General features: G+C 72.8%; 19 protein-coding genes. 8 read left to right on the top strand and 11 right to left on the bottom strand.

Going from position 1 to position 20,818, the window contains the following annotated elements:
* Positions 1–2: 2 nt before the first annotated feature.
* From DEU35_RS06330 to DEU35_RS06320, 3 genes are read left to right on the top strand one after another with little or no spacing between them, the layout of a single operon-like run.
* A complete protein-coding gene (locus DEU35_RS06330) occupies positions 3–2,948 on the top strand; it encodes a hypothetical protein (RefSeq protein WP_116238976.1) in 2,946 nt (981 codons plus the stop codon).
* Positions 2,949–2,960: 12 nt separating this feature from the next.
* A complete protein-coding gene (locus tag DEU35_RS06325) occupies positions 2,961–3,452 on the top strand; it encodes a hypothetical protein (RefSeq protein WP_103206322.1) in 492 nt (163 codons plus the stop codon).
* Positions 3,437–6,439: an AAA family ATPase gene (locus DEU35_RS06320; RefSeq protein WP_116238975.1), complete on the top strand. Its 3,003-nt coding sequence runs from the start codon at positions 3,437–3,439 to the stop codon at positions 6,437–6,439. Before DEU35_RS06325 ends, DEU35_RS06320 begins: the two co-directional genes overlap by 16 nt.
* Positions 6,440–6,496: 57 nt before the next feature.
* On the opposite strand, the gene DEU35_RS06315 is transcribed toward DEU35_RS06320, so the two are convergent.
* Both DEU35_RS06315 and DEU35_RS06310 read right to left on the bottom strand, forming a co-directional pair.
* A complete protein-coding gene (locus DEU35_RS06315; RefSeq protein ID WP_116238974.1) occupies positions 6,497–7,033 on the bottom strand; it encodes a sigma-70 family RNA polymerase sigma factor in 537 nt (178 codons plus the stop codon).
* 128 nt (positions 7,034–7,161) lie between these two features.
* A complete protein-coding gene (locus tag DEU35_RS06310; RefSeq protein WP_116238973.1) occupies positions 7,162–9,093 on the bottom strand; it encodes an Hsp70 family protein in 1,932 nt (643 codons plus the stop codon).
* Between the two features lie 168 nt (positions 9,094–9,261).
* Here DEU35_RS06310 and DEU35_RS06305 point away from each other — a divergent pair, with 168 nt between their 5' ends.
* Entirely contained in the window at positions 9,262–9,933 is a 672-nt protein-coding gene (locus tag DEU35_RS06305) for a response regulator transcription factor (protein WP_116238972.1), read from the top strand.
* 11 nt (positions 9,934–9,944) lie between these two features.
* Positions 9,945–11,708: a hypothetical protein gene (locus DEU35_RS06300; protein WP_147301833.1), complete on the top strand. Its 1,764-nt coding sequence runs from the start codon at positions 9,945–9,947 to the stop codon at positions 11,706–11,708.
* Here DEU35_RS06300 and DEU35_RS06295 read toward each other — a convergent pair.
* Positions 11,688–12,635 (bottom strand): sensor histidine kinase, encoded by a 948-nt coding sequence (locus DEU35_RS06295; RefSeq protein WP_147301832.1) that lies wholly within the window; start codon positions 12,633–12,635, stop codon positions 11,688–11,690. The genes DEU35_RS06300 and DEU35_RS06295 overlap by 21 nt on opposite strands.
* A gap of 180 nt (positions 12,636–12,815) precedes the next feature.
* Here DEU35_RS06295 and DEU35_RS17060 point away from each other — a divergent pair, with 180 nt between their 5' ends.
* Complete coding sequence (locus DEU35_RS17060; protein ID WP_170210608.1) at positions 12,816–12,983, top strand: hypothetical protein; 168 nt, start codon at positions 12,816–12,818, stop codon at positions 12,981–12,983.
* 9 nt (positions 12,984–12,992) lie between these two features.
* On the opposite strand, the gene DEU35_RS06290 is transcribed toward DEU35_RS17060, so the two are convergent.
* From DEU35_RS06290 to DEU35_RS06275, 4 genes are read right to left on the bottom strand one after another with little or no spacing between them, the layout of a single operon-like run.
* Positions 12,993–13,916 carry a nucleoside hydrolase gene (locus tag DEU35_RS06290; RefSeq protein WP_116238969.1) on the bottom strand — a complete coding sequence of 308 codons (924 nt, stop codon included), beginning with the start codon at positions 13,914–13,916 and terminating at the stop codon, positions 12,993–12,995.
* Positions 13,913–14,746, bottom strand: a complete 834-nt coding sequence (locus DEU35_RS06285; RefSeq protein ID WP_116238968.1) for a ribokinase — start codon at positions 14,744–14,746, stop codon at positions 13,913–13,915. Before DEU35_RS06285 ends, DEU35_RS06290 begins: the two co-directional genes overlap by 4 nt.
* A 15-nt stretch (positions 14,747–14,761) precedes the next feature.
* Positions 14,762–15,247, bottom strand: a complete 486-nt coding sequence (locus tag DEU35_RS06280) for a hypothetical protein (protein WP_103206331.1) — start codon at positions 15,245–15,247, stop codon at positions 14,762–14,764.
* 7 nt (positions 15,248–15,254) lie between these two features.
* Positions 15,255–16,280, bottom strand: coding sequence for an FUSC family protein (locus tag DEU35_RS06275; protein WP_103206332.1), 1,026 nt, complete (start codon positions 16,278–16,280; stop codon positions 15,255–15,257).
* Between the two features lie 322 nt (positions 16,281–16,602).
* Between DEU35_RS06275 and DEU35_RS06270 the strand changes: the two genes are divergently transcribed.
* The gene (locus DEU35_RS06270) at positions 16,603–17,067 is read left to right on the top strand and encodes a DUF3817 domain-containing protein (protein WP_116238967.1); all 465 of its coding nucleotides are present in this window, start codon (positions 16,603–16,605) and stop codon (positions 17,065–17,067) included.
* Between the two features lie 14 nt (positions 17,068–17,081).
* Here the strand turns inward: DEU35_RS06270 and DEU35_RS06265 are convergent, their stop codons facing one another.
* The 4 genes from DEU35_RS06265 to DEU35_RS06255 form a co-directional block, all read right to left on the bottom strand.
* The gene (locus DEU35_RS06265; RefSeq protein WP_147301831.1) at positions 17,082–17,645 is read right to left on the bottom strand and encodes a hypothetical protein; all 564 of its coding nucleotides are present in this window, start codon (positions 17,643–17,645) and stop codon (positions 17,082–17,084) included.
* 76 nt (positions 17,646–17,721) lie between these two features.
* Positions 17,722–18,825, bottom strand: a complete 1,104-nt coding sequence (locus tag DEU35_RS06260; RefSeq protein ID WP_116238965.1) for a class I SAM-dependent methyltransferase — start codon at positions 18,823–18,825, stop codon at positions 17,722–17,724.
* A 53-nt stretch (positions 18,826–18,878) separates the two neighbouring features.
* Entirely contained in the window at positions 18,879–19,028 is a 150-nt protein-coding gene (locus DEU35_RS17055) for a hypothetical protein (RefSeq protein WP_164481596.1), read from the bottom strand.
* Between the two features lie 24 nt (positions 19,029–19,052).
* On the bottom strand, positions 19,053–19,859 hold the full coding sequence (locus DEU35_RS06255) for an EI24 domain-containing protein (protein WP_103206336.1): 807 nt from the start codon (positions 19,857–19,859) through the stop codon (positions 19,053–19,055).
* Positions 19,860–19,980: 121 nt separating this feature from the next.
* Here DEU35_RS06255 and DEU35_RS06250 point away from each other — a divergent pair, with 121 nt between their 5' ends.
* Positions 19,981–20,811 carry a hypothetical protein gene (locus DEU35_RS06250; RefSeq protein WP_116238964.1) on the top strand — a complete coding sequence of 277 codons (831 nt, stop codon included), beginning with the start codon at positions 19,981–19,983 and terminating at the stop codon, positions 20,809–20,811.
* Positions 20,812–20,818 lie beyond the last annotated feature (7 nt).

Genomic DNA, 20,818 nt, shown 5'->3' with positions numbered 1-20,818 from the left:
CCGTGTCGTCGATCACCGTGGAACGGACGGGTTTTGGAATCGTCGTCGCCGCCCCGGGCGACGCCGGGACAGCGTCCCTCCTCGATGGCCTGCCCCCGCTGCGAGCCGCGCGCTACCTGTTGGCGACACCCGCTCTGCAGCAGTCGCTGCGGGAGGCCGCGCCCGAGATCGTCGATGCGGTGCGGCCCCACCTCGACGGCACCGTCGTCGTCCCGTCCGACGGATTCGGTGGAGACGGCGCGGACGGCGCGGAGGCCGGCAGCGCTCGGCTGGCCCGTGTGCTCGGTGTTCCTGTCGTCGCGCCGGAGGGACGTTTCCTTCCGTGCCCGGGCACGCTGTTCTCCGTCGGGAGGGGGGACGGCTGGATCACCCGGAGTCCCCAGGGCGCGCGCGTTCCCACCGGACGGCGCTACCCGGCCCCGAGGTGGCAGCAGCACCTCCCTGCGAACCTCCCCGGGACCGCGCACATCCCCGCCGGACTCTGGGTGACCGCGGGGGCTGAGCCGCGCCACGCCGTCCGACTCGCGGGCATTGCGGTCAAGGACGGGCGGTTGCTCGTCGTCGTGGGCAGCCCGGCGGAGCCGGCGCCGCGCCAGGAGCGGCTGGAGGCGGTGCTGCGGACGCTGCCCGATGAGGTGCGGTCGGCGGTGGTGCTCGTCGGCTACGGTCCCGGCAGCCTCGACGTCACCACCGTGCGCAACCTCGCGGCGACGCTGGGGCAACCGCTCCGCATCGCCCACGGCGTCGAGATCGACGGGACGTCTGTCCGACTCGACGGCGACGAGACGACCACGCCGCCGACGTTCGCGATCGAGAGCGTGTGCGCCCCCGACGGATCCGTGTGCCTCGAACGCTGGGAGACGCCGCCCGGTCTCGTGCCCGCGTCCGCCGGCGGTTACCGCTTCGACGAAAGAGCGCGCGCGCGGCGCCGAGCGAGCGCGGATTGGCAGGTGCACATCGTCCCGACGGGGCTGCTGGTGGCTCCGGCGGGGGAGCGGCTCGTCGAGCCCGGCACCGCAACCGTGGTCGGCGATGCGCTGAGCATCTCCCTGCAGTGCGACGGCGCGCGGCGACCGAGGGGTCTCCCGCGGCTGCTCGCCCCCCTCCTCGCTCGCCTCGAGCGCCTCGGAAATGTCGCGATCCACCCGCTCGACGCCACCGCCCGGCGCGTCGTCCGCGACGCGTATCCCGGCCGGTGGGCGCCCATCGAGGCGCTCGCGTTGACCCCGGACGGCAGGCTCGTCGCCGCGACGAGGGATGCCAGCGGCGACACCCCCGAGGCAGACGGAGCGGTCTCCGTCGACGAGACGGCCGTCGGACCCACCGGGCACATGGACGCGGTGACGTCGTCGTCCGATCCTTCGGGACACCTGGTCGGCGGGTGGGCCCGCCCCGGCGCCACGGACGGCGCCCTCCCCTCGGGGGGCGAGGAGCCGCGATCGCCGGGGAGCCCGGTCACGGTCGTCGCCGTCGTGGGCGGCGAAGGCGAGACCCGACCCTCGAGAGAGCGGGCGGTCGGCCGTCGAGCCCGTGGCGCGTCGGCCGCGGCTGCCCTCGAGGGCGAGCACGCTGACGCGAACCGGTCGTCGCCTACTCCGCCCGAGCCCGGTGCTCTCTCCGTCTCCGACGTGGGGTCCGGCGCTCACGAATCGCCCATGCCCCGGTCGAGTGCCGCGCCGGCGGCGGCCGCGTCGTCCGCGCCCGCCGCGGAGCACCCGCGGGCGTCCTCCGACGCCGCCACGCCGTCGGCCGCCCCGGCCCCCACGCCGGCCGCGTCCGTCTCGGCCGCCGCCACTCCCGCTGCCCCCGCCCCGGCCACGCCCGCCTCGGCCGCCGCCACTCCCGCTGCCGCCCCCGTCCAGCCCGCCCCCGCCCCGGCGACCCCGCCGGTCGGAGACCCCCCGCGTGCGGGCCTGACCCGTGCCCTGCAGGGATCGACGCTCACCCCCGCGCCCGGCCCCGCCTCTCGGACGGGGCGCGTCTCCACCGAGCAACGGCGGACCGCCGCGCACGACCCCGTGGCCGGGGTGTCCCCGTCCGCTGTGGCGCCCACCGCGCCCGGTACACCGCAACCGACGACGACGGCGCCCGCGCAGACGACCGCGCCCGCACGGTCGACAGCGCCTGAACGGGCGACTCCGCCCGCGCAGACGACCGCCCCCGCTTCGCAGAGCGCCCTCGTGCCCGAGGAGACGGGCGTCGACCCGGTCGACGCGACGTCCTTTCCTGCCTCATCGGTGTCGGAGCGCGGGCCGGCCCCGTCCGGCGAACCGTCCGCCGTCGTCCTCCCGCGCCGTCTGCTCGAGGTCCCCGTCGACGTCCGCTCGACCGCCGAGCAGCGGCACGGCGTGCGGACGGCGCTCGGTCCGCGGTACGACATCGCCAGCCGCACGGTGTCGCACCTGCTCGCACAGCAGCCCGGCATGCGAGCCGCCACCGGCGACCGCTCCGCCATGCTGACGGGCCTCTCACTCGTGCGGATCTTCGCCGCGGAGCCGCACGCCGAGTACGACCTCGACTTCCACATCTGCCTCGCGGAGGGACTCGCGATGCTGCCCACCGCTCGGACGGTCGTCGTCCGTGGCATCCCGTCCGCCGCCGGTGCCGCACCGGGTGACGTCCTCCGGCTGCGGATGCCGCTTGTCGCCGCGGCCGCCGACGGCCCGGCGACCGGTCCGGCCGAGGCGCTGATCTGGACCACGAGCGGTCGTCGGCTCGACCGCGTGCTGCACGGTGCGACAGGGGCGGAGGACATCGCGCTGCCCGCCGGCATCCGCCTGCGCGTGCTGGAGGGCGTCGGCGGTCCCGCTGACCGGGTGCTCCTCGCCGAGGAGGGGACCGGGACCGAACCGGCGCTCGCGAGGCTCCGTTCGGCGGCGGAGGCGCGCGGCGACCTGCGTGCGCACACCGACGACCGTTGGCTCGGCGATCTGCCGTCGGCAGCGTGAGGAGCGGGGACGATGGACGAGCACACCTCGGACGAGAGACGTCCGTCGGGCCGCGGCACCCCGGGCGGCCTCGTCGGCCGGGTCGCGCGTCGTCTGCGGCCGTCGCCGCTGACGGTGATCGCGCGGGTCTTCGACGGTCAGCACGACGGCGACCCGTGGTTCGCGCCCGAGCACCCCGTGATCGTCGACCCGGTCGAGCGCGAAGACGTGCTGGGACTGCTGCGCTCCGGCGCCGTCATCCTGCACGCCGCCCAGAAGCTGCGCGACCACGTGGGCGACCTGGACGCGGCCGTGCCCGCCTCGCTCCGCTCGGACGGCGTCTGGGTCTGGAGCGACGCCTGCGCGTACTTCTTGGAGAGGTACTGGATCGCGCCCGATGCGGAGCTGGTGCGGCATCTGCGCACCGCGGGCCCGCCTCTCCCCGTGAACGCGAAGACCTGGCGGCGCCTCTCGGCGGCGATCCGCCCCGACGCCTGGAAGGGCACGACATGGCCTCTCGACTGACCGCACGGGAACGCACCGTGCTCACCGTTGCCGCCGACCTCCCCGATTGTCATCCGTCCATCGCGTCGGCCCTCGCCTCCGCCGAGGACGGCGACGTCATCTCGATCCGCCCGGGTCTGTACCGCGAGTCGCTGCTCGTCGACCGTTCCGTATCGCTGTCGGGCGTCGGGGATGCCGGCGAGGTCCGCATCGAGGGCGTCGACGGTCCCGCGGTCTGCAGCACGGCGGAGGCGCGGATGTCCGGCCTCACCCTCGCCCGGACCGACGGCGACGTGGCCGTCGACGTGGCCTCCGGGACGCTGTCGTTGGACGATTGCACCGTCGAGGCGTCGACGGAGGTCGCGTTCGTGGTACGGGCCGACGCTCGGCTGTCACTGCACGACACCCGCGTCGCGAATGACGCCGGTGCCGGTGTGCTCGTCTTCGAGGGCGGCCGGTCGGAGATCACCGGCGGCAGGCTCCACGACATCGCGACGACGGCCCTGGTCGTGCGAGGCCCGAGCTCCGCGCACATCGTCGACGTCGTCATCGCGTCGGCGTCCGGCGGTCTGCTGGTCGCCGACGGCGGGCAGCTGACGGTCGCACGCGGCCGGATCGCCGATGTCACCGGCGCCGCGATGACGGTCGAAGGCGGAGCGAGCCTGGATGCCACCGGCACGGTCATCGTGGACGGCGGCGGCATCGGGGTGCTGGTCACATCCGGGGGCTCCGCGACCCTGGCGGACGTCACGATCCGCAATCCCCGCGGCCAGGGCGTCGTCGGCATGGCCGACGCGGTCATCGACCTGTCCGGGGTCGGCATCCACGACGGCGCGACCCACGCCCTGCACCTCGTCGAACGTGCGCAGGTGACCGCGAGGGCGTGCGAGCTGCGCGGTGCCGGGCACGATGCCGTCGTCGTGGCGGACTCCGCGTCGGTCACCCTCGTCGACTCCACGATCTCCCGTCCGGCCGGGACGGGCGTGATCGCGTCGGACGAAGCGACCGCAGCGCTGACGGAAGTGCGCATCGTCGAGCCCGAGGTCGCCGGAGCGATCGCGCGGGACACGGCTCGGCTCGTGCTCGAAGGCGGCTCCCTGCGCGGCGGGCGGCAGGGCGCGGTGTGGCACGGCTCGTCGACGGGTGCACTTCGACGGACTCGCTTGCGAGACATCGCCGGCGACGCGGTCCACGTCGATCCCGACGCCGATGTCGAGCTCGAGGAACCGCCGGTCGGTGACGACGGGCACGAGTCCGAGGTGACGGCGGTGGAGCGGCGTTCCCCGGCGGAGCCGGCGGCAGCTGCCGATGCCGACGACCGCCCGGACGGGGCGAGCGAGCTCGATCGCCTGCTCGCGGAGTTGGACGAGCTCGTCGGGCTCGACAGCGTGAAGCGCCAGGTCGAGACGCTCGTGCGCATGCATCAGATGGCCGAACGCCGCGCCGAGGCGGGCCTGCCTTCACCTCCCATCTCGCGGCATCTGGTGTTCGCCGGTTCGCCGGGGACGGGTAAGACGACCGTCGCGCGACTGTACGGGCGGATCCTCGCCGCGCTCGGCATCCTGCGGACCGGCCAGCTCATCGAGGTCGCGCGCCCCGACCTCGTCGCGGCCGTCATCGGCGGCACCGCGATCAAGACGGCGGAGATGTTCGGTAAAGCGCTCGGAGGCGTCCTCTTCATCGACGAGGCGTACGCCCTGTCCAAGGACAGCGGCTCGAGCAACGACTTCGGAGGCGAGGCGATCGACACGCTCGTCAAGCTCATGGAGGACCATCGCGACGACGTCGTGGTCATCGTCGCGGGGTACACCAACGACATGCGCACGTTCATGGCCGCCAACCCCGGTCTGTCGTCGCGCTTCTCCCGGACGGTCGAGTTCGCCGACTACTCCTCCGCCGAGATGGTGACCATCGTCGAGGGGCTGTGCCGGGTGAACCACTACAGCCTCGAGTTCGAAACACGCGCGGCGCTGCACGACTACTTCACCAAGCTGCCCCGCGATGAGACCTTCGGCAACGGCCGCACGGCGCGGAAGGTGTTCGAGGAGATGCTCGGGCGTCAGGCCTATCGGCTCGGCAGCCTCACGGAGGTGGACGCGCTCACCCTCACGCGCCTCGTGCCGAACGACCTGGGCCCGCTGCCCGGATCCGCGATCGGCGCCGGCGTCGGCCGCGTCGACGAGGAACGCGTCGAGCAGCTGCTCGGAACGCTGCGCGAGCTGGTCGGGCTCGACGACGTCAAGACCGAGGTGCAGGGGATGGTCGACCTCCTGACGTCGGCGCGCCGCAGGCAGGCGGCGGGGCTGCCCGCGCCCTCTCTCAGCAGGCACCTGATCTTCGCGGGTCCTCCCGGCACAGGCAAGACGACGGTCGCGCGTCTCTACGGCTCTCTTCTCACGGCGCTCGGGGTGCTGGCGCAGGGCCAGGTCACCGAGGTGTCGCGCGCCGACCTCGTCGGCGAGTACGTGGGGCACACGGCCCGGAGGACGACCGAGGCGTTCGACCGCGCACGCGGCGGCGTGCTGTTCATCGACGAGGCCTACACGCTGGCGTCGGGCGGGGGCAACGGTGCGGACTTCGGAAAGGAGTCGGTGGACACGCTCGTCAAGCTCATGGAGGACCACCGCGACGAGGTCGTCGTCATCGCGGCGGGCTACGAGCGCGAGATGGACCAGTTCCTCGCGACCAACCCGGGCCTGGACTCGCGCTTCTCGCACCGTGTGAGGTTCGCGAACTACACGCCCGACGAGCTGGTGACGATCGTGAACCAGCACGCGACCAGCTCGGGCTACGAGTGCACGGGCTCGACCGTCGCCGCTCTGCGCGGGCACTTCACGGCCGTCGACCGCACCGCGTCATTCGGCAACGGCCGATACGCGCGACAGGTCATGGACGCCGCGATCGCCAACCACGCCCGCCGCACCCGCACGATTGAGGATCCGTCGATGGACGATCTCGTCCTGCTTCTGCCGGAGGACATCCCCGCGGCCGGCGTCATCGGCGCCTGATGCCGGACACGACATCACCCGCCGGGTGCGGACCCGGCGGGTGATGTCTCGTGCGCTTCAGGCGACGAGAGCCGCGCTCTGGGAGCGGATGGCACGCAGCGCATGGAACACGCGGCTCTTGACCGTGCCGATCGGGACGCCGAGCCGCTCGGCCGCCGCCGCGGCGGTCTGATCGGCGAAATAGACCTCCGCGAGCGTGGCCCGGTGCACCGGCGACACGACGGCGAGAAGTTCCGTCACGACGACACGGTCCTCGACCTCGTGCGCGGGGTCGTCGACGGATGCCGTTCGTTCGGCGTCGAATTCCGACCAGGCGATCTCCGCCGGACGGGCCCGACGGGCGCGGTGATGATCCATCGCGATGTTGTGGGTCACGCGCGTCAGCCACCCGCGCACCGACCCGCGCTGCTCGGTGAGGCGGTCGAGGTGGTTCCACGCGCGCAGCATGGTCTCTTGCACGACGTCCTCCGCGCTGGCGGTGTCGCCGTCGAGCAGACGCGTGGCGTAGCGCACGAGACCACGCCGGTGCGTGGTGACGAGCTGGTCGAAAGAGGTCGGGGTGTTGTGTGCGGTCGGGGCCGGGGGGATGCCCATGGACGAGTCCTTCCTTCGGTGGACGGTTCTCTTCGATCGTCCGACCGCGCGGAAAGGCTGTCTCTGGGCTCATCCCCCGTGTCGGGTCGTCGTCCCGACGCGGCGGGTAGGGCTGTCCCTACCCGCCGTCACGTGCTGCAGCGCACAGCTGCCGGGTCGTCGCCGACGAGGTCCTCCCATCGCACATCGGAGAACGTCAGGTCCAGGGCGCCGGTGCCGAACGCCACGAAGGGGGTGTCGACGGCGCGGGGGTCGAAGCCCGAGACCGTGAAGCAGGCGGCGGGGACGATGACGCGTTGCGTGGCTCCCTCCGCGAGGGTGTTGATCGTGCTCGTGATGTCGACCGCGCCCCCGCAGGGATATCCGCAGTGCGCGGCGACCTCGAAGAACGTGGCCGCTCCGCTGTTGCGTGTGACGTCGAAGACGAGCGCTCCGCCGCCGTCGGCGATGTCTTCGAGGTCGATCGTCGCGCCGGAGCTCTGCGCGTACAACTGCGCGGGGGAGTCCCCCGTCCACACCGCGTGGAAGCCGGCATCCGTCTGCGTCAGCCGGAGATTCGGGCGCGAGGCCTCTTTCTCGTCCAAGGGGGTCACGCCCCACACGCCCGCCGTGTCGCTCGACTGCACGAACCAGTCGAGTCCGGTCGTCGAACTGCCGTCGGTGAGGATGGGGAAGGCGAGGGTGGCGGTCGTGGTCTCGGCCGCGGCGGCGGCCGGTGCGGGCGCCGCGACGACGGTGGGCGGGGCGCTCGCCACCGGGCTTGCCGCGGTGCTCGCCGCCATCGGGGTTTCACCGCGTCCCGACCACGAGGCGGCGGTGACGATGGCGGCGCCGGCGACCGCGGCGACGGCGAGACCGGCGAGGAGCATCGACCGGCGACGGACCCGGGGGCGTCCCGTCGCCCCCGGGGCGGAACTCGTGAGGATGGTCGTCGGGAGGGGATTCGCGGCGGCCGTCTCGAGGGGGGCGTCGGGCCGTGCCGGCACGGTGTGATCGGATCCCGCTGCCCACACCCGCGCCCGTTCGGCTGCCCCGAGGGCGACGGTGAACTTGGGAAGGTGGGTGGCGGCGATCGGCTTGCCGATCGACGACACCTCTTCGGCCACGAGGGGGATGCGCGACGACCCGCCCGCGAGGACGACGACGTCCACGTCGTCGGGATCGAGGCCCGCCGAGGCGATCGAGCGCAGCAGAGCGGCGACCGCTGTCTTCACCATGGGGCGGATGCTGCTCTCCAGATCGGGCCGTGTCAGGGTGATCGCCGTCTCGGCTCTGTCCAGGTTCAGGCGCACCACGGTCTCTTCGTGGACGGACAGCGCTTCTTTGGCGCTCGTGCACGCCTCGTCGACGGAGGACAGGATCGCGACGTCGTCGGGGTCGGCCGGATCCAGGGCGGACAGACGTCCACCCAGACGTTGATCGATCAGGCCCCGGACCGCGTCGTCGAAATCGTCGCCGCCGAGATGCTCGATTCCTTCCGGGGTGCCGAGCACCTCGGGCCCACCGCGTGCGACACGGAGGACGGCGGCCTCCGTGTTGCGGCCCCCGAGGTCGAAGACGGCGAGGATGTCGCCCTCGGCCAGTCGGCGATCGCGCGCGAAGAACGTCGCGGCCGCGACCGCATCGGCCACGATCTCGTCGACGCGCACGCCGGAGAGCTCGGAGATGCGTGCGAACTGCTCCCGGCGGTAGGGACCCCACGCGGCGGGACACGTGACGACGACACGCTGCGGCGCCTCGTCGTACTGCTCGGTGACGGCGGCGACGACGTCGCGGAGTTGCGCGGCCATCAGCGCCTCGGGCGCGGTGCCGACGCCGCCGACGAAGATCGGCGTGGGGTCGCCGAGCCGCCTCTTGAACCCCCGCACGAGTCGCGTCCGGTCCTCGGGCGCGGCATCCATCGCAGCCTGGCCGGTCAGGATGGTGCCATCGGCGGCGACGAAGGCGACGGAGGGCTCGACGAGGTGCGGCGTCAGGTGGGCGGCCCGCACTCCGGCGTCGTCGCCCACGGCGACCGCGATCGAGGTCGCTCCGAGGTCTACGCCGATCGAATATGGCATGGGGCTCCTTCCGGTGTCCGAGCTCCCTCTCGAACCCGGATACGAAGCAGACACTAGATGAATAGTGTGAACGGGTCCTCCCTGGCTCCGCGGGGTCTGTCGCCGGGGGCCGCGATAGCATAAGGGCGCGCGGGTCGAACGCCGCGCGACGCAGGAAACGGGGCTTCGATGCGGGTGGCGATCGCCGACGACGGCACGTTGTTCCGTGAGGGGCTGGTCATGCTGCTCGCCGCGGCGGGTCACGACGTCGTCGCCGCGCACGACGGCGGCGATGAGCTTCTCGTCACGCTCGATGCGGAGCAGGTGGACATCGCCATCCTCGACATCCGGATGCCGCCCGGCGAAGAGGGCGGGTTGGTGACCGCCCGAAGGATCCGGGCGCAGTTTCCCGACATCGGTCTGCTGATGCTGTCGCACTACGCCGAGTCGCACTTCCTGCGCGCGATGCTCGAGATCGGCACGGAGGCCATCGGATACCGTCTCAAGGAGCGCATCGCCGGTGTGCAGATGCTCAACGACACGTTGCAGCGCATCCACGCGCGCGAGATCGTCATCGAGCCCGTCCTCGCGAGCCGACTCATCGAGATCGGGGAACATCGTGACGGCGCGATGGCGGGCCTGGGGGAGCGCGAACTGGACGTGCTCCGACTGATGGCGGAGGGGCGAGCGAACCGGTCCATTGCGGAGCAGCTGTTCGTCTCGGTGAAAGCGGTCGAGAAGCACGTCGCGTCGCTGTTCGTGAAGCTCGAGATCCCCGGTGACGCCACGATGCATCATCGTCGGGTGCTCGCCGTGCTGAGCTATCTGCAGGCGCAGAAAGTCGGTGGGGCCGGCAGATGACGGCGCGGAACGTGCCTCGTCGCGTCGTGGACGTCATCGCCACGACTCCTCGCGACGCGCTGCTGCTCGCACTCCTGCAGAACCTCGCCCTCGGCCTGGCCGATCGTGAAGCGCCCACGCCGCGGCTGCGGCTGCTCCGACGCCTCGAGGACGGGCATCTTCAACGGCTGGCCTCGTGGCCTGAGAACGAGGAGGGCTCCGAATCCGCGCGTGCCGATCCTCACGTCGTGCCCGGCGTCGGGGTCCTGGAGATCGTGCCCCCTCCCGACCTCGCCGTCGCGAGACGCCGACGGCTGCTCGTGGAGTCGTGTGCGTGGCTCGGGGCGACCGTGCGGGCCGACCGTGCCCTCAGAGAGCTCGAGCGCGCTCGACAGGACGCGCTGTCGAGTGAGCAGGACGCCGAGCAGGCCGAGGTCCGCGCCGCCCGCGTCCGTGAGGGGGAGCGCATCCGGCTGGTGGACAGCATCACGACGACGACCGTCGCCGACGTCGCCGAACTCCGCCGCCGGCTCTCGACGCCCGCGGAAGCCGTGGAGTGGCCGGCCGTGCACGCGCTGACGGAACGCCTCATCGACGAGCTCCGCGACACGGTGCGCGGGGTCTTCCCCGCGATGCTGCCCACGTGCGGCGCAGAAGAGACGCTCCGCGAACTCGCCGCGGCGTCGGTCTCTCCCGTCACCGTCGTCGGCGATCTGGGGCGGCGGACGAGCTGGGACGTGGAGTCGGGCTTCTACCACGCCGTGGCCGGCGTGCTTCGGGCGATGGCGCGTACAGGAGTGCCCCTGACATTGGCCCTTCACCGTGCGTCCGGGCTGGTCGCGGCGGTGCGCGGCGGCGGACTGGACGGCGACGCGGTCGAACGGGCGCTGCGGATGGAGATCGAGCGCATCGGCTCGCTCGGCGGCGAGCTCAGGGTGCGGGAGCGAGCCGGCGGGGAGGTCGAGGTCGTCGTCGAGATGCCCGACCGCGGCGACGTGAGCTCGCTGCCCCTCTCGAGTCGGCAGATCGCCACGCGTCCCCTCTTCGCCCGCGTGTCCGCGCTCGTGGATGCCGCGGGCCTGCCGGACCGGGAGCTCGAGGCCTGCCGTGACGCGCTGGCCGCCCCCGTGACCCTGCTCGTGGTCCAGGGGCCCTCGCCGGCGCCCATGCCGGGCGTGCAGACGGTGCTCTGCGACGAGGCCGCCGATGCGGCGCTCGGCACCGAGGTGCGGGATCGTCAGGGCCGCTGGGGTTCGATCGACGCGGTGGTGTGCGCCCTCGCGCCGCGTTCCGGATTCGTCGACGCTCTATCGAGCGAGCAACTCGTGTTCCGTGACGGCGTCGCACCCGCCGAAGCCGTCACGACGCTCTCGGCGAGGGCCCCGGTGCTCCTGGCGCGCCGAGCGCTCGACATGCTCTCTGCGTCGGCGTCGCGGGCAGGGGTCACGCCACTGCTCTGGGAGATCGACAGACTGCGGTCTCACTCCTTCGAGCTCGTCGAGGACGCGCTGCTCGACGAGTACGCGCGGGGTACGGCGCACTCGATCGTCGATGCCGACGCCGCGCTCCTCCTCGGCGCGGCGGGCGGTGATCCGCGGGTACGCCTCGGTCTTCTCCCCGACGCCGACGACGAGCAGGTGCACGCGGCGGCTGCCGCCGCCGTCGAACGGTGGCAGCGCGCGGCGGCTCGACCGGGTCTGGGTGGTTCCGGACAGCGGGCTGTCGAGGCGCTGCAGCGGAGCGCGGCCGGCGTGCTCGATCGCGAGAGCTCTTCGTCAGTACGGCACGCTGGCTGAGATGCGTGTCCCGGTGCCGCGGGACGAGTCGACGTCGAGGACGCCCCCGATCGCCTCGATGCGATGGGCGAGGGAGGCGAGACCGCCCGCTTCGCCGCTCGCGGTGAACCCCGGTCCGTCGTCGCTCACCCGGACGAACGCACGGCCGCCCTCCAGTCGCGCCTCGACGAGGATGCGCGCCCCGGGCGCGTGGCGGCGGGCGTTGCCGACGGCCTCGAGGGCGAAGAAATACAGCGCCGACTCGACGACGGGGAGCAGTCTCGAGATGTCGGTGCGGACCTGCACGTTCGCGTCCTCGAGTTCGACGAGAGCGCCGCTGAGCCCCTCCCGCGCCAGGATCGGCGGCAAGACGCCTCGCGCGGTGGTGAGCAAGAGCCGTTCGGCCGTGTCGAGCTGTTCGCGCAGGCTGGCGAGCCGCTCCTCGCCGCCCTGCTCGTGCTGCTGATGCTCGGCGATCGCCATCGTCATGCGAAGGGCGACGAGATGATGCTGAGCGCCGTCGTGGAGGTCGCGCTCGAGGCGCCGCCGCTCGTGTTCCATGTCGGCGGACGCGCGCCAGCGGACATCGTCCCGTCGGCGCACCGCTTCCTGGCGTCGACGTCGGGCGTGCCACACCCCGTCCTCGGCGGCGTAGGGGGTCAGAAGCAGAAGGAGTGGCTGCCATGCGCCGGCACCGGGCATCGCCGCGGCGGGTGCGACCGTGGCGATGATGTCGGGATCCGTTCCGAGTCGGAGGGTCGCGACGTCGTCGCCCGGGGCGGTCTCGCGGGCGCTCCAGCTCAACGCCTTCGTACCGAGCCGCAGTTCGCACCGATGCGCGCCGATCGCCTCCGCGACGGTCGCGAGCAGGGTCGACGGCGGAGGAGGGGTGTCCGATGCGGTGAGCGCCGTGGTGAGCGCATCGCCGATCACTTCTTCGGCGCGCACGCTGCGACGCTATCAGCCTGTCCGTCGGCGAGAGCGGTGCCGACCCGGCGGGGACGGCCGCGCGGCAGCGCTGCGCAGATGCCGGGGTCCTCGTCGTCGCCCCAGCGCTGTCGACGGGGAATCGAGCGATCCGGGTCGCCGCATCGCCGGGCCGGTTCCCGATGCTCCTACTCTGGATTCATGGCCCGCGACGCGCACGACGACCAGGAGCAGCGCGCTCTCCGCGCCATCGAGGCCATCACCGCCGGTGCGGACATCGGCGACGAGGCGTTCCGGCTCGCGAACGAGTTCACCGACCGCCACACGTCCCGGCTCGGCGCATGGGTGAAGCGCCGCCGCCGCCGCTGACGAGGAGCCTCAGACCGGCCACTCCCGCGCTTCGAGCCGTTCCAGCAGCACTTCTGCCGCCGAGCCCTCCATCGCGCGGACCCATCTCTGCGTCTCCGACCCGCTCGACGACACCGTCCGCCCGCGTTCGCCGCGTTCGAGTCGCACGTCGACCCGGCCCGCCGCAACGCTCACTCCGCGCAGAGCCCCCGCGGCCACCATCGCGGCCAGCGGATCGTGTAGCGCGCAGCGGCGGTCGGGAAAGACTCCGGCGTAGAAGTCGAGGTAGTGCGGCAGCATGCGCGCCAACGCCTGCGGCACGGCTCCCGGGATCGCTTCGAGGCGCACGAGGTCGGTGGCATCCAGGGTCTGCGTCATCGTGACGTCGAGGGGCACGAGCGTGGTGTCCCAGTCCTGCGCGAACACGACGGCAGCGGCTTCGGGGTCGTTGTGGATGTTGGCCTCGGCCCACGCGGTGACGTTGCCCGAGTGGGCGAACGCACCGCCCATCACGACGAGGTGGTCGAACCGCGCGACCCTGGGCGCCTCGGCGTAGGCCGCGAGATTTGTCAGGGGGCCGAGGGCGAGCACGGTGAGGTCCGGATGCCGTGACGCCACGTGGTCGATCAGCTCGACCGCCGCGCGGGCGTCGTGCGCGCGGGCCGCGGCGGACAGGGCGATACCGCCGAGCCCGTCGTCACCGTGCACGTGCGGAGCTCCGCCCGCGTAGGCGCGAGCGCGGAAATCGTGCGCGCCGATCGCGACGGGGATGTCGTCTTCGCCGGCGAGCTCGAACAGCGACAGGGTGTTGGCGGCGGCGCGGGCGGCATCCGTGTTGCCGGAGACGGTCGTGACGCCGACGATCTCGACGGACGGCTCGGCCAGCAGGTAGGCGAGGGCGAGGGCGTCGTCGATGCCGGTGTCGCAGTCGACGAGGATCGGGCGGCGGTTCATGCGCGGACTCCGTAGGTGTCGAGGGCGTCGAGCGCCGGTTGCGAGGCGTCGTCGGCGACGGCGGCGGACCCCACGGCGCAGGCGCGAGCGAGGGCGTCGGTCTCGGTCTCTCCGCGGAGCAGCCCGACGACGAGCGCCGCGCAGAACGCGTCGCCCGCGCCGACGGTGTTGCGGACGGTGGTGGGCACTCCCGTGGCCGAGGCCACGAGCGCGCCGCGCCGGTAGAGTCGCGCACCCTCGGCACCGAGCGTCACGCAAAGCAGGGGAGCGTCGTGCACCTCGGGCAGCTGCGCGTACTCGGTCTCGTTGACGATCACGAGGTCGCACCGGTCGAGCACCTCGGCGGGCAGCGGCCGAGCCGGGGCGGCGTTGACTGCCAGGAAGCCCGCCGCGCGCGCGGCGGCCGAGACGACGGCATCCGAGACCTCCAACTGCAGCAGGACCGGGGATCCGGGCGCGATGCCGAGCGCGTCCGCGTCGATCGCGGCGTTCGCCCCCGGGCACACGACGATCGAGTTCTCGCCGGACGCGTCGACGACGATGAGGGCGGTTCCCGTCGCGGCGTCAGCGGTCTGCACGCCCGAGGCGTCGACTCCGATCGCGGCGAAGCGCTCCCGGATGCCGTGACCCTCCGCGTCGTCGCCCACGGCGCCGATGAGTCGGACGTCGGCGCCGAGGCGGGCAGCGGCCACCGCCTGGTTGGCGCCCTTGCCGCCGGGGCCGCGGTCGAGCACGCCGTCGGCGACGGTCTCGCCGGGCCCGGGGGAGCGGTGGACACGGGCGGTGAGGTCGACGTTGATGGCGCCGACGACGGTGAGCTGGGGGGAGATGGCGGGGCCTTCCGATCAGTGGAGGAGGAGCTTGGCGACGATGAGCAGCGCCGACACCAGGGCGGCACCCACCGCTGTGAGCGCGACGACGGGCGCGGACGAGCCGCGAAGACGCGCTCCCGCCGTGGCGACGACCACGAGGTACGCCACCGCGACGCCGACGCCCCACAGCAGAGCGGTGCCGAGGCCCACGCCGAAAGCGACGAGCAGCACGACCACGAGCAGGGGGAGGAAGGTGACCGACACCATCGGCGCGCCCACCGCCAGGTGGTGTCGGAGGATCTTCGACGGGCGGCCGGGCGAGGTATCGCCGAGCGTGTAGGCGAAGACGTGCGTGGCGAAGTAGACGAGGTTCGTGAGCGCGACCACGAGGATCACGTCGCTCAGGTCGGCCTCGCCGAGACCGATGAGCGTGGATGCCGAGACCAGGGCGCCGTAGCACCCGGCGCTGATGCGTTCGGCGGTGTCGGTGGAGAGGCGGCGCTGTCGTTCGGTGTCCATGGTTCGCTCAGCTTCTCGCGGGTCGGCGCCGCAGGCCCGCCGACACGATCGCGACGAGGGTTCCGACCGCGACGCCGATGACCGTCTCGATCACGCGGTCGCGCAGCAGCATCTCAGGCGCCACGGGAGATGCCAACGACACCATGAGCAGGGCGAGCGGTGTGATGAAGAGCATCGCGATGCCGTAGTTGCGGCCGACGAACAGCTCCGCTCCCGCCTGCAGGGCCACGGCGACGAGCAGGACGATCCAGGGCGGCAGGTCGAGGGCGAGCAGCCCCGCGGCGATCAGCACGCCCAGGAGGGTCCCGACGAGTCGCTGCACGCCGCGGATGAGGCGCGCGGTGACGTGCGCTCCGCCGACCGCGGCGACGGCACCGACCATCGCCCAGTACCAGTGGGTCCCGATGAGCAGGGCCCCGGCGACGCCGGCGAGAAGAGCGGCGACGCCGACGGTCGCCGTCATCTCCCACGCGACCGAGCCGATCGGCGGCCGCGTGCGAGTCGGGCGCCGCCAGGAGCCGCGCCGCGCGACGACGAAGACGCAGGTCACGAGCAGGCTCCACAGCACGCTCGCGCCGCCAACGACGAGCACGGTGAGGAACGTCGCACCGGTCGCGGGGAAGCTCGCGGTGGCTCCCGCGGCGAAGACGGCGAAGAGCGCGCCGGGCGGATGCCACTGGGTGCGGTAGGCGAAGAGGGTGACGACCGCGGCGAGGATCGCGACGACGGCGACGCTCGCGATGGCGGGGGTGGCGAGGGTCGAGAGGGCGGTGCCGATGAGCATGCACGAGACCAGGACCGTGCCCGCCACGGCCTGCATTCGCACGCGCGCGCGGGGGAGGTCGGTGCGACCGTACAGCGCGGCGAAAGCTCCGAAGCTCGCGTAGACGCTGAGGTCGAGCCGGCCGAGTGCCAAGAGGACGAGAAGCGGGACGCCGACGCTCAGGACGGCGCGAAGTGCCACACGGTGATCTCCGCGGTGCGGTCCCACGCGGATGACCCCGGTCCACACGCGCCCCCGGGATTCCGCCATCCCTCCAGCCTACGCGTCGAGATCACGGGCGCCGGGCGTCCCGCGGGGGAGCCGGGACAGGCGCGCATGCCGCGGCGTCAAGGGTGTGGCATCCCTCCCGCGATCTGATGGGGTGGTGCGATGGATGCCGAACGCGAGAAAACCCCGATCGAGCCGGGCCCCGAGCCCGACACGTCGACGGCGGCGGAGGGGGCGAGGTCGGATCCGTCGCTGGACGAGGACGATCAACCCATCGTGTAACGCTTCGATGTCGAACGGTGCGCGGGAGCGCGGAGAAGCGTTCTGCGTAGGGTGGGAAGCCCCGACCCGAACGAGGAGAGACGTGTTCCGCACGCCCCCGACCCTGTTTCGCACGCTCGCGATCGCCGAGGCCGTCTCGTGGACGCTTCTCATCGGCGGGCTGATCCTGCGCGCCGCGGCCGACCTTCCGGCTGCGGTGTCGATCGGCGGCGGCATCCACGGCTTCGTGTTCCTCGCCTACGGGGCGACGGCCATCCTCGTCGCGCTGAACCAGCGCTGGGGCGTCGGTCCTGCCGCCCTCGCGGTCGTCAGCGCCGTGATCCCCTACGCCACGATCCCCACCGAGATCTGGCTCCACCGCACCGGGCGTCTGCGCGGCGCGTGGCGCCTCGACGACAGTGGCGACCCGCGGGACCGCCGACCGATCGACCGGTTGCTGCGGTCCTTCCTGCGTCGACCATGGGTGCTCGCGCTCGTGCTCGTCGCGGTGGTCGCCGTCGTCTTCGTCGTGCTGCTGACCGTCGGCCCTCCGGGAGGCAAGGGCTGAGGTCGCGCTCCGCGTCAGCGCACGAGGATGCGCACGCTCGCCGGCACGATCCGGCAGGTCGCGGTGAACGTCTCGACCGAGCCCGACAGTGTGGCCGTCGCACGCCCCGCTCCCAGGAACGCGACCGTGCCGTCGTGCGCGTGGACGCTGGGGGAGCGGTCGGAGAAGTGGCGCATCTCGCCACCCGAGTGGCTAGCGAAGGCGAGATCGAGCTCGACGGCGACGATCGGGCCCGTCTCCGAACTCACGCGCCAGTCGATCGCGGCGAGTCCGCCGCCGCGACTCGTCATCGACAGCGTCGCCGACCCGCACTCCTCCCCGCCCACCGCTTCGGTGCGCAAGGGCTCCGACGGGGGCGTCGTGTCGGCACCGCAGAGGTCGACGCCGTGGAGGCGGGCGTAACCGCGGCCGTTGTCGGTGATGCTGGAGCAGTCCGCGAGGAGCGGAGCCGTGAGGGCGTCGGAGAGCGGATCGGCGCGGACACCGCCGGATGGGGGAGCTGCGATCGCGGCGGCGCCGGGAAGGGGCAGCGCGACCATCACAGCGACGAGAGCGGCGGCAGTGCTTCGAACCCGCACGGCGCACCTCCTCGTCGACGTCGGTCGAAATCTACGCCCGGAACGGGGCCCGCGCCACGGCTCGCCGGGAGACGCGTCAGCGCTTCGTCGACACCGTGACGGTGAACTTCCTGTCGCGCGCCACCTGACGCGTCGGACCGACGGTGCGCTCGAGCGCCGGACGGTACTGCAGAGCGGAGTTCCAGACGGTCCACAGCTCGCCGCCCGGCTCGAGCACCCGCGCCGCGTCGGCGAACATGCGGGGAGCGAGACCCTCGTGGATCGCGGCGCCGGCGTGGAACGGCGGGTTCAGCGCGATGAACGAGGCCGTGGCCTCCGGTTGCGAGCGCAGGACGTCGTCGCGCACGACCCTCACGCGATCGGCCACGCCGTTGGCCTCGGCGGTGGCCCGCGCGGACGCGACGGCGATCGCCGACTGGTCGCACGCGATCACGCGCAGGGAGGGATGCCGCACAGCGAGGGTCGCGGCGACCACGCCCGTCCCGCACGCGAGGTCGACCGCCCGGTCTCCGCGCGGGGCGGGGAGGTGCGCGAGCAGCAGCCGCGTCCCGATATCGATCGATGCGCCCGCGAAGGCGCCGCCGAACGCACGGACACGGATGCCGTCGACCTCGGCTTCCTCCGGTGCGGGGGCGGCGCCGTCGTGCGGGCCGTGGGCGGTGAGGACGCGGGATTTCTGCCGCGCGTGCGAGACGTCGACGCGGTCGAAGACGCGCCGCAGCACGTCGTTCATCGCCACCGTCATGTGCTTGAGGCGCCCGCCCGCGAAGACGACGACGTCGGGGTGTGCGTGCAGGGCGATGAGCCCGGCGATGTCGGACAGCGCCCGAAGCGACCGGGGGAGGCGCAGAAGGACGACGCGGGCGCCGGTGAGCAGGTCCGCGTCGAGGGCGTGCGAGTCGAAGACTTTCTCGAGCCCGGTGTCGCGGGCGTTCAGTGCGAGGGCTTCCTCGCCCAGCAGCTCGTCCTGATGCACCCGGATGCCACGGGCCCCGGCATCCGCCGCCGCCAGGGTGAGCGCTCCGTAGGCGTCGCCGATCACGACGAGTTGGCCCACACCGAGTGCGGCGCGCGCGTCGGCGGACTCGTCGAGGATCAGCCGGTCGGCGGCGTCGACGGCCACGAGATCGGGACCCTCGAGATCGGGGCGGCGACGCAGAGCGGCGAACGAGAAAGGCACCGGACCACGCTACCCGGGGGCGACGTGACGCGGTGCCTGACCGAGGTGCGGGCTCAGCGGGTGCCGAAGTGGAACGGCAGGGCCAGCGAGGCCGAGACGAGGATGATGCCGAGCGCGAAGAACAGCGCGGGAGCGGCGAGGGAGAACGAGATGCCGGTCAGCAGCATGCCGCCGACGAACAAGATGAGAGAGACGATGAACATGAGGATCCCTTCGGTCGATCCAGGCTATCGTGCCGAATCCGGACGTGCGTTCGTGCTGCGGTCGGGATGCAGGGGGAGGGGACCCGGGGTGCTGCCGTCGCGCGGGGGGATGCCCAGCGCCGCATGCGCCCAGAGCGTGCTGCCGGCGACGGCTGCGGGCATGACCGCCACCGCCCCGAGCGGGACGAGGAAGCACAGCTGGGTCGCGACGCCGAAGCCGAGGGCGCGTGCGCGGTGGGAGCGGAGGAGCTGTGTCCGCGCCCGCCGATCGAGGCCTCGGGCCGACAGCGCGCGCGAGGTGAGTTCGTCGGCCAGCAGCCACCCGGTCAGGAGTACCCCGGCGACGAAGCCCAGGACGCCGCCGACGAAGGGGATCAGGCCGATGAGCCACGCCAGCGCGGCGGCCAGGATGCCGCGGACGATGAGGCGCACGCTGTCGCCGACGGCCCGCCAGAAGCCGTACTCGACGTCGGGGACCACGCCGGTGGCGCTGCGCTCGGTCGCGCGCCAGATGCGGTCGTAGAACGGCTCGCCCACGGCGAGCGTGACGGCGGTGAACGAGACGACGACGATGAGCAGCGCCGCGCCGAACGACGCCAGGCCGATCGCGGTGCGCAGAGCGCCCGCCCAGAACGGCGCCCACGTGTCGGCGAACGGCGTCCAGTCGTCGACGAGACCGGGCAGCACGAGACCCCAGATCACGAGTGCCGATCCGAAGATCAGTCCGACCACCGTCCCCGGGATGAGTCCGAGGGCCATCGCCCCGGGCGTGCGGCGCCACTGGCCGAGACCGCGGGCCAGCAGGGCCGCCCCGGCGAGGAATTCGCGCATCCCCGGATTCTGACAGACACCCCCGACACCGACCCGAGAGGTTGCGCCCGCTCCGTCCGGCGTTTCCCGCCCGCGGGCTGCATCCCGCGGCGATGTCGCAGGGGGATGCCAGGATGCCGCTATGCGCATCCGCACCACGTCGACGCAACGCACGTACCGGTACGTGCGCATGGCGCTGATCGGAGCGACGGTCTTCCTCGCCGTCGGTGTCGGTCTCGAGCTCGCGAGTGGCGAGGGACTGCTGTCGGTCAGCGCGGCTTACTACACGCCCGCGGGTCCGGTCCTCACGGGGGCGCTGAGCGCGGTCGCCCTCGCTCTGCTGGCTCTGTCGGGGCGCAGCCTCGAGCAGGGCCTGCTCGACATCGCGGCGGTGCTCGCCCTCGCGATTGCCTTCGTCCCGACCGCGGTCTCATCGAGCGCCTGCCTCGACGGGACGCAGTGCGTGCCGCCCGAGGTCAGGCCGACCGTGGCGAACAACGCCGTGGCCGTGGCATCCGTGATTCTTCTCGGGGTGATCGTCGCGGGGATCCTGGCGCGCGTGCAGGGCACCGCGAGCCGCGGGGTCGCGCTCACGATCGGGATCATCGTCGCGCTCGTCGCGGGCGGGGCGGCGTGGGCGGTGCTCGCGCCCGAGGCCTTTCTCCGGTGGGCACACGAGGTCGCCGCCGTCGCGTTCTTCGTGCTGATCGCGGCGGTGGCGTCGATCGCGGCGTGGTGGCCACGGCGCAGCGGTCGACGGCGGCGGGGAGTGCGACTCGCCTATGCGGCGGTGGCCGTCGGGATCGTGCTGACCCTGGTGCTGCTCGTCCTCGGAGTGGTGTCGGGCCTGGAGCGCACGGGTTTTCCGGTGGTGCTCGTGGGCGAGTCGGTGGCCCTCGCGCTGTTCGCGGTGTTCTGGCTCGTACAGACGGTCGAGCTCTGGAACGACGTCGATCCCCCGCTTCGGGAATAGACGCCGC

The sequence above is a fragment of the Microbacterium sp. AG157 genome (assembly GCF_003385695.1).
Lineage (GTDB): Bacteria > Actinomycetota > Actinomycetes > Actinomycetales > Microbacteriaceae > Microbacterium > Microbacterium testaceum.
Note: the sequence above shows the minus strand (reverse complement) of the source record. Positions and strands in the feature narration are given on the sequence as shown.

Bases quoted from the DNA above. Each gene is read 5' to 3' on its own strand.
- DEU35_RS06280 (WP_103206331.1), bottom strand. From the start codon at position 15,247: ATGGACACCGAACGACAGCGCCGCCTCTCCACCGACACCGCCGAACGC.
- DEU35_RS06275 (WP_103206332.1), bottom strand. From the start codon at position 16,280: ATGGCGGAATCCCGGGGGCGCGTGTGGACCGGGGTCATCCGCGTGGGA.
- DEU35_RS06290 (WP_116238969.1), bottom strand. From the start codon at position 13,916: ATGAACCGCCGCCCGATCCTCGTCGACTGCGACACCGGCATCGACGAC.
- DEU35_RS06325 (WP_103206322.1), top strand. From the start codon at position 2,961: ATGGACGAGCACACCTCGGACGAGAGACGTCCGTCGGGCCGCGGCACC.
- DEU35_RS06305 (WP_116238972.1), top strand. From the start codon at position 9,262: ATGCGGGTGGCGATCGCCGACGACGGCACGTTGTTCCGTGAGGGGCTG.
- DEU35_RS17055 (WP_164481596.1), bottom strand. From the start codon at position 19,028: ATGTTCATCGTCTCTCTCATCTTGTTCGTCGGCGGCATGCTGCTGACC.
- DEU35_RS06310 (WP_116238973.1), bottom strand. From the start codon at position 9,093: ATGCCATATTCGATCGGCGTAGACCTCGGAGCGACCTCGATCGCGGTC.
- DEU35_RS06320 (WP_116238975.1), top strand. From the start codon at position 3,437: ATGGCCTCTCGACTGACCGCACGGGAACGCACCGTGCTCACCGTTGCC.
- DEU35_RS06250 (WP_116238964.1), top strand. From the start codon at position 19,981: ATGCGCATCCGCACCACGTCGACGCAACGCACGTACCGGTACGTGCGC.
- DEU35_RS06255 (WP_103206336.1), bottom strand. From the start codon at position 19,859: ATGCGCGAATTCCTCGCCGGGGCGGCCCTGCTGGCCCGCGGTCTCGGC.
- DEU35_RS06315 (WP_116238974.1), bottom strand. From the start codon at position 7,033: ATGGGCATCCCCCCGGCCCCGACCGCACACAACACCCCGACCTCTTTC.
- DEU35_RS17060 (WP_170210608.1), top strand. From the start codon at position 12,816: ATGGCCCGCGACGCGCACGACGACCAGGAGCAGCGCGCTCTCCGCGCC.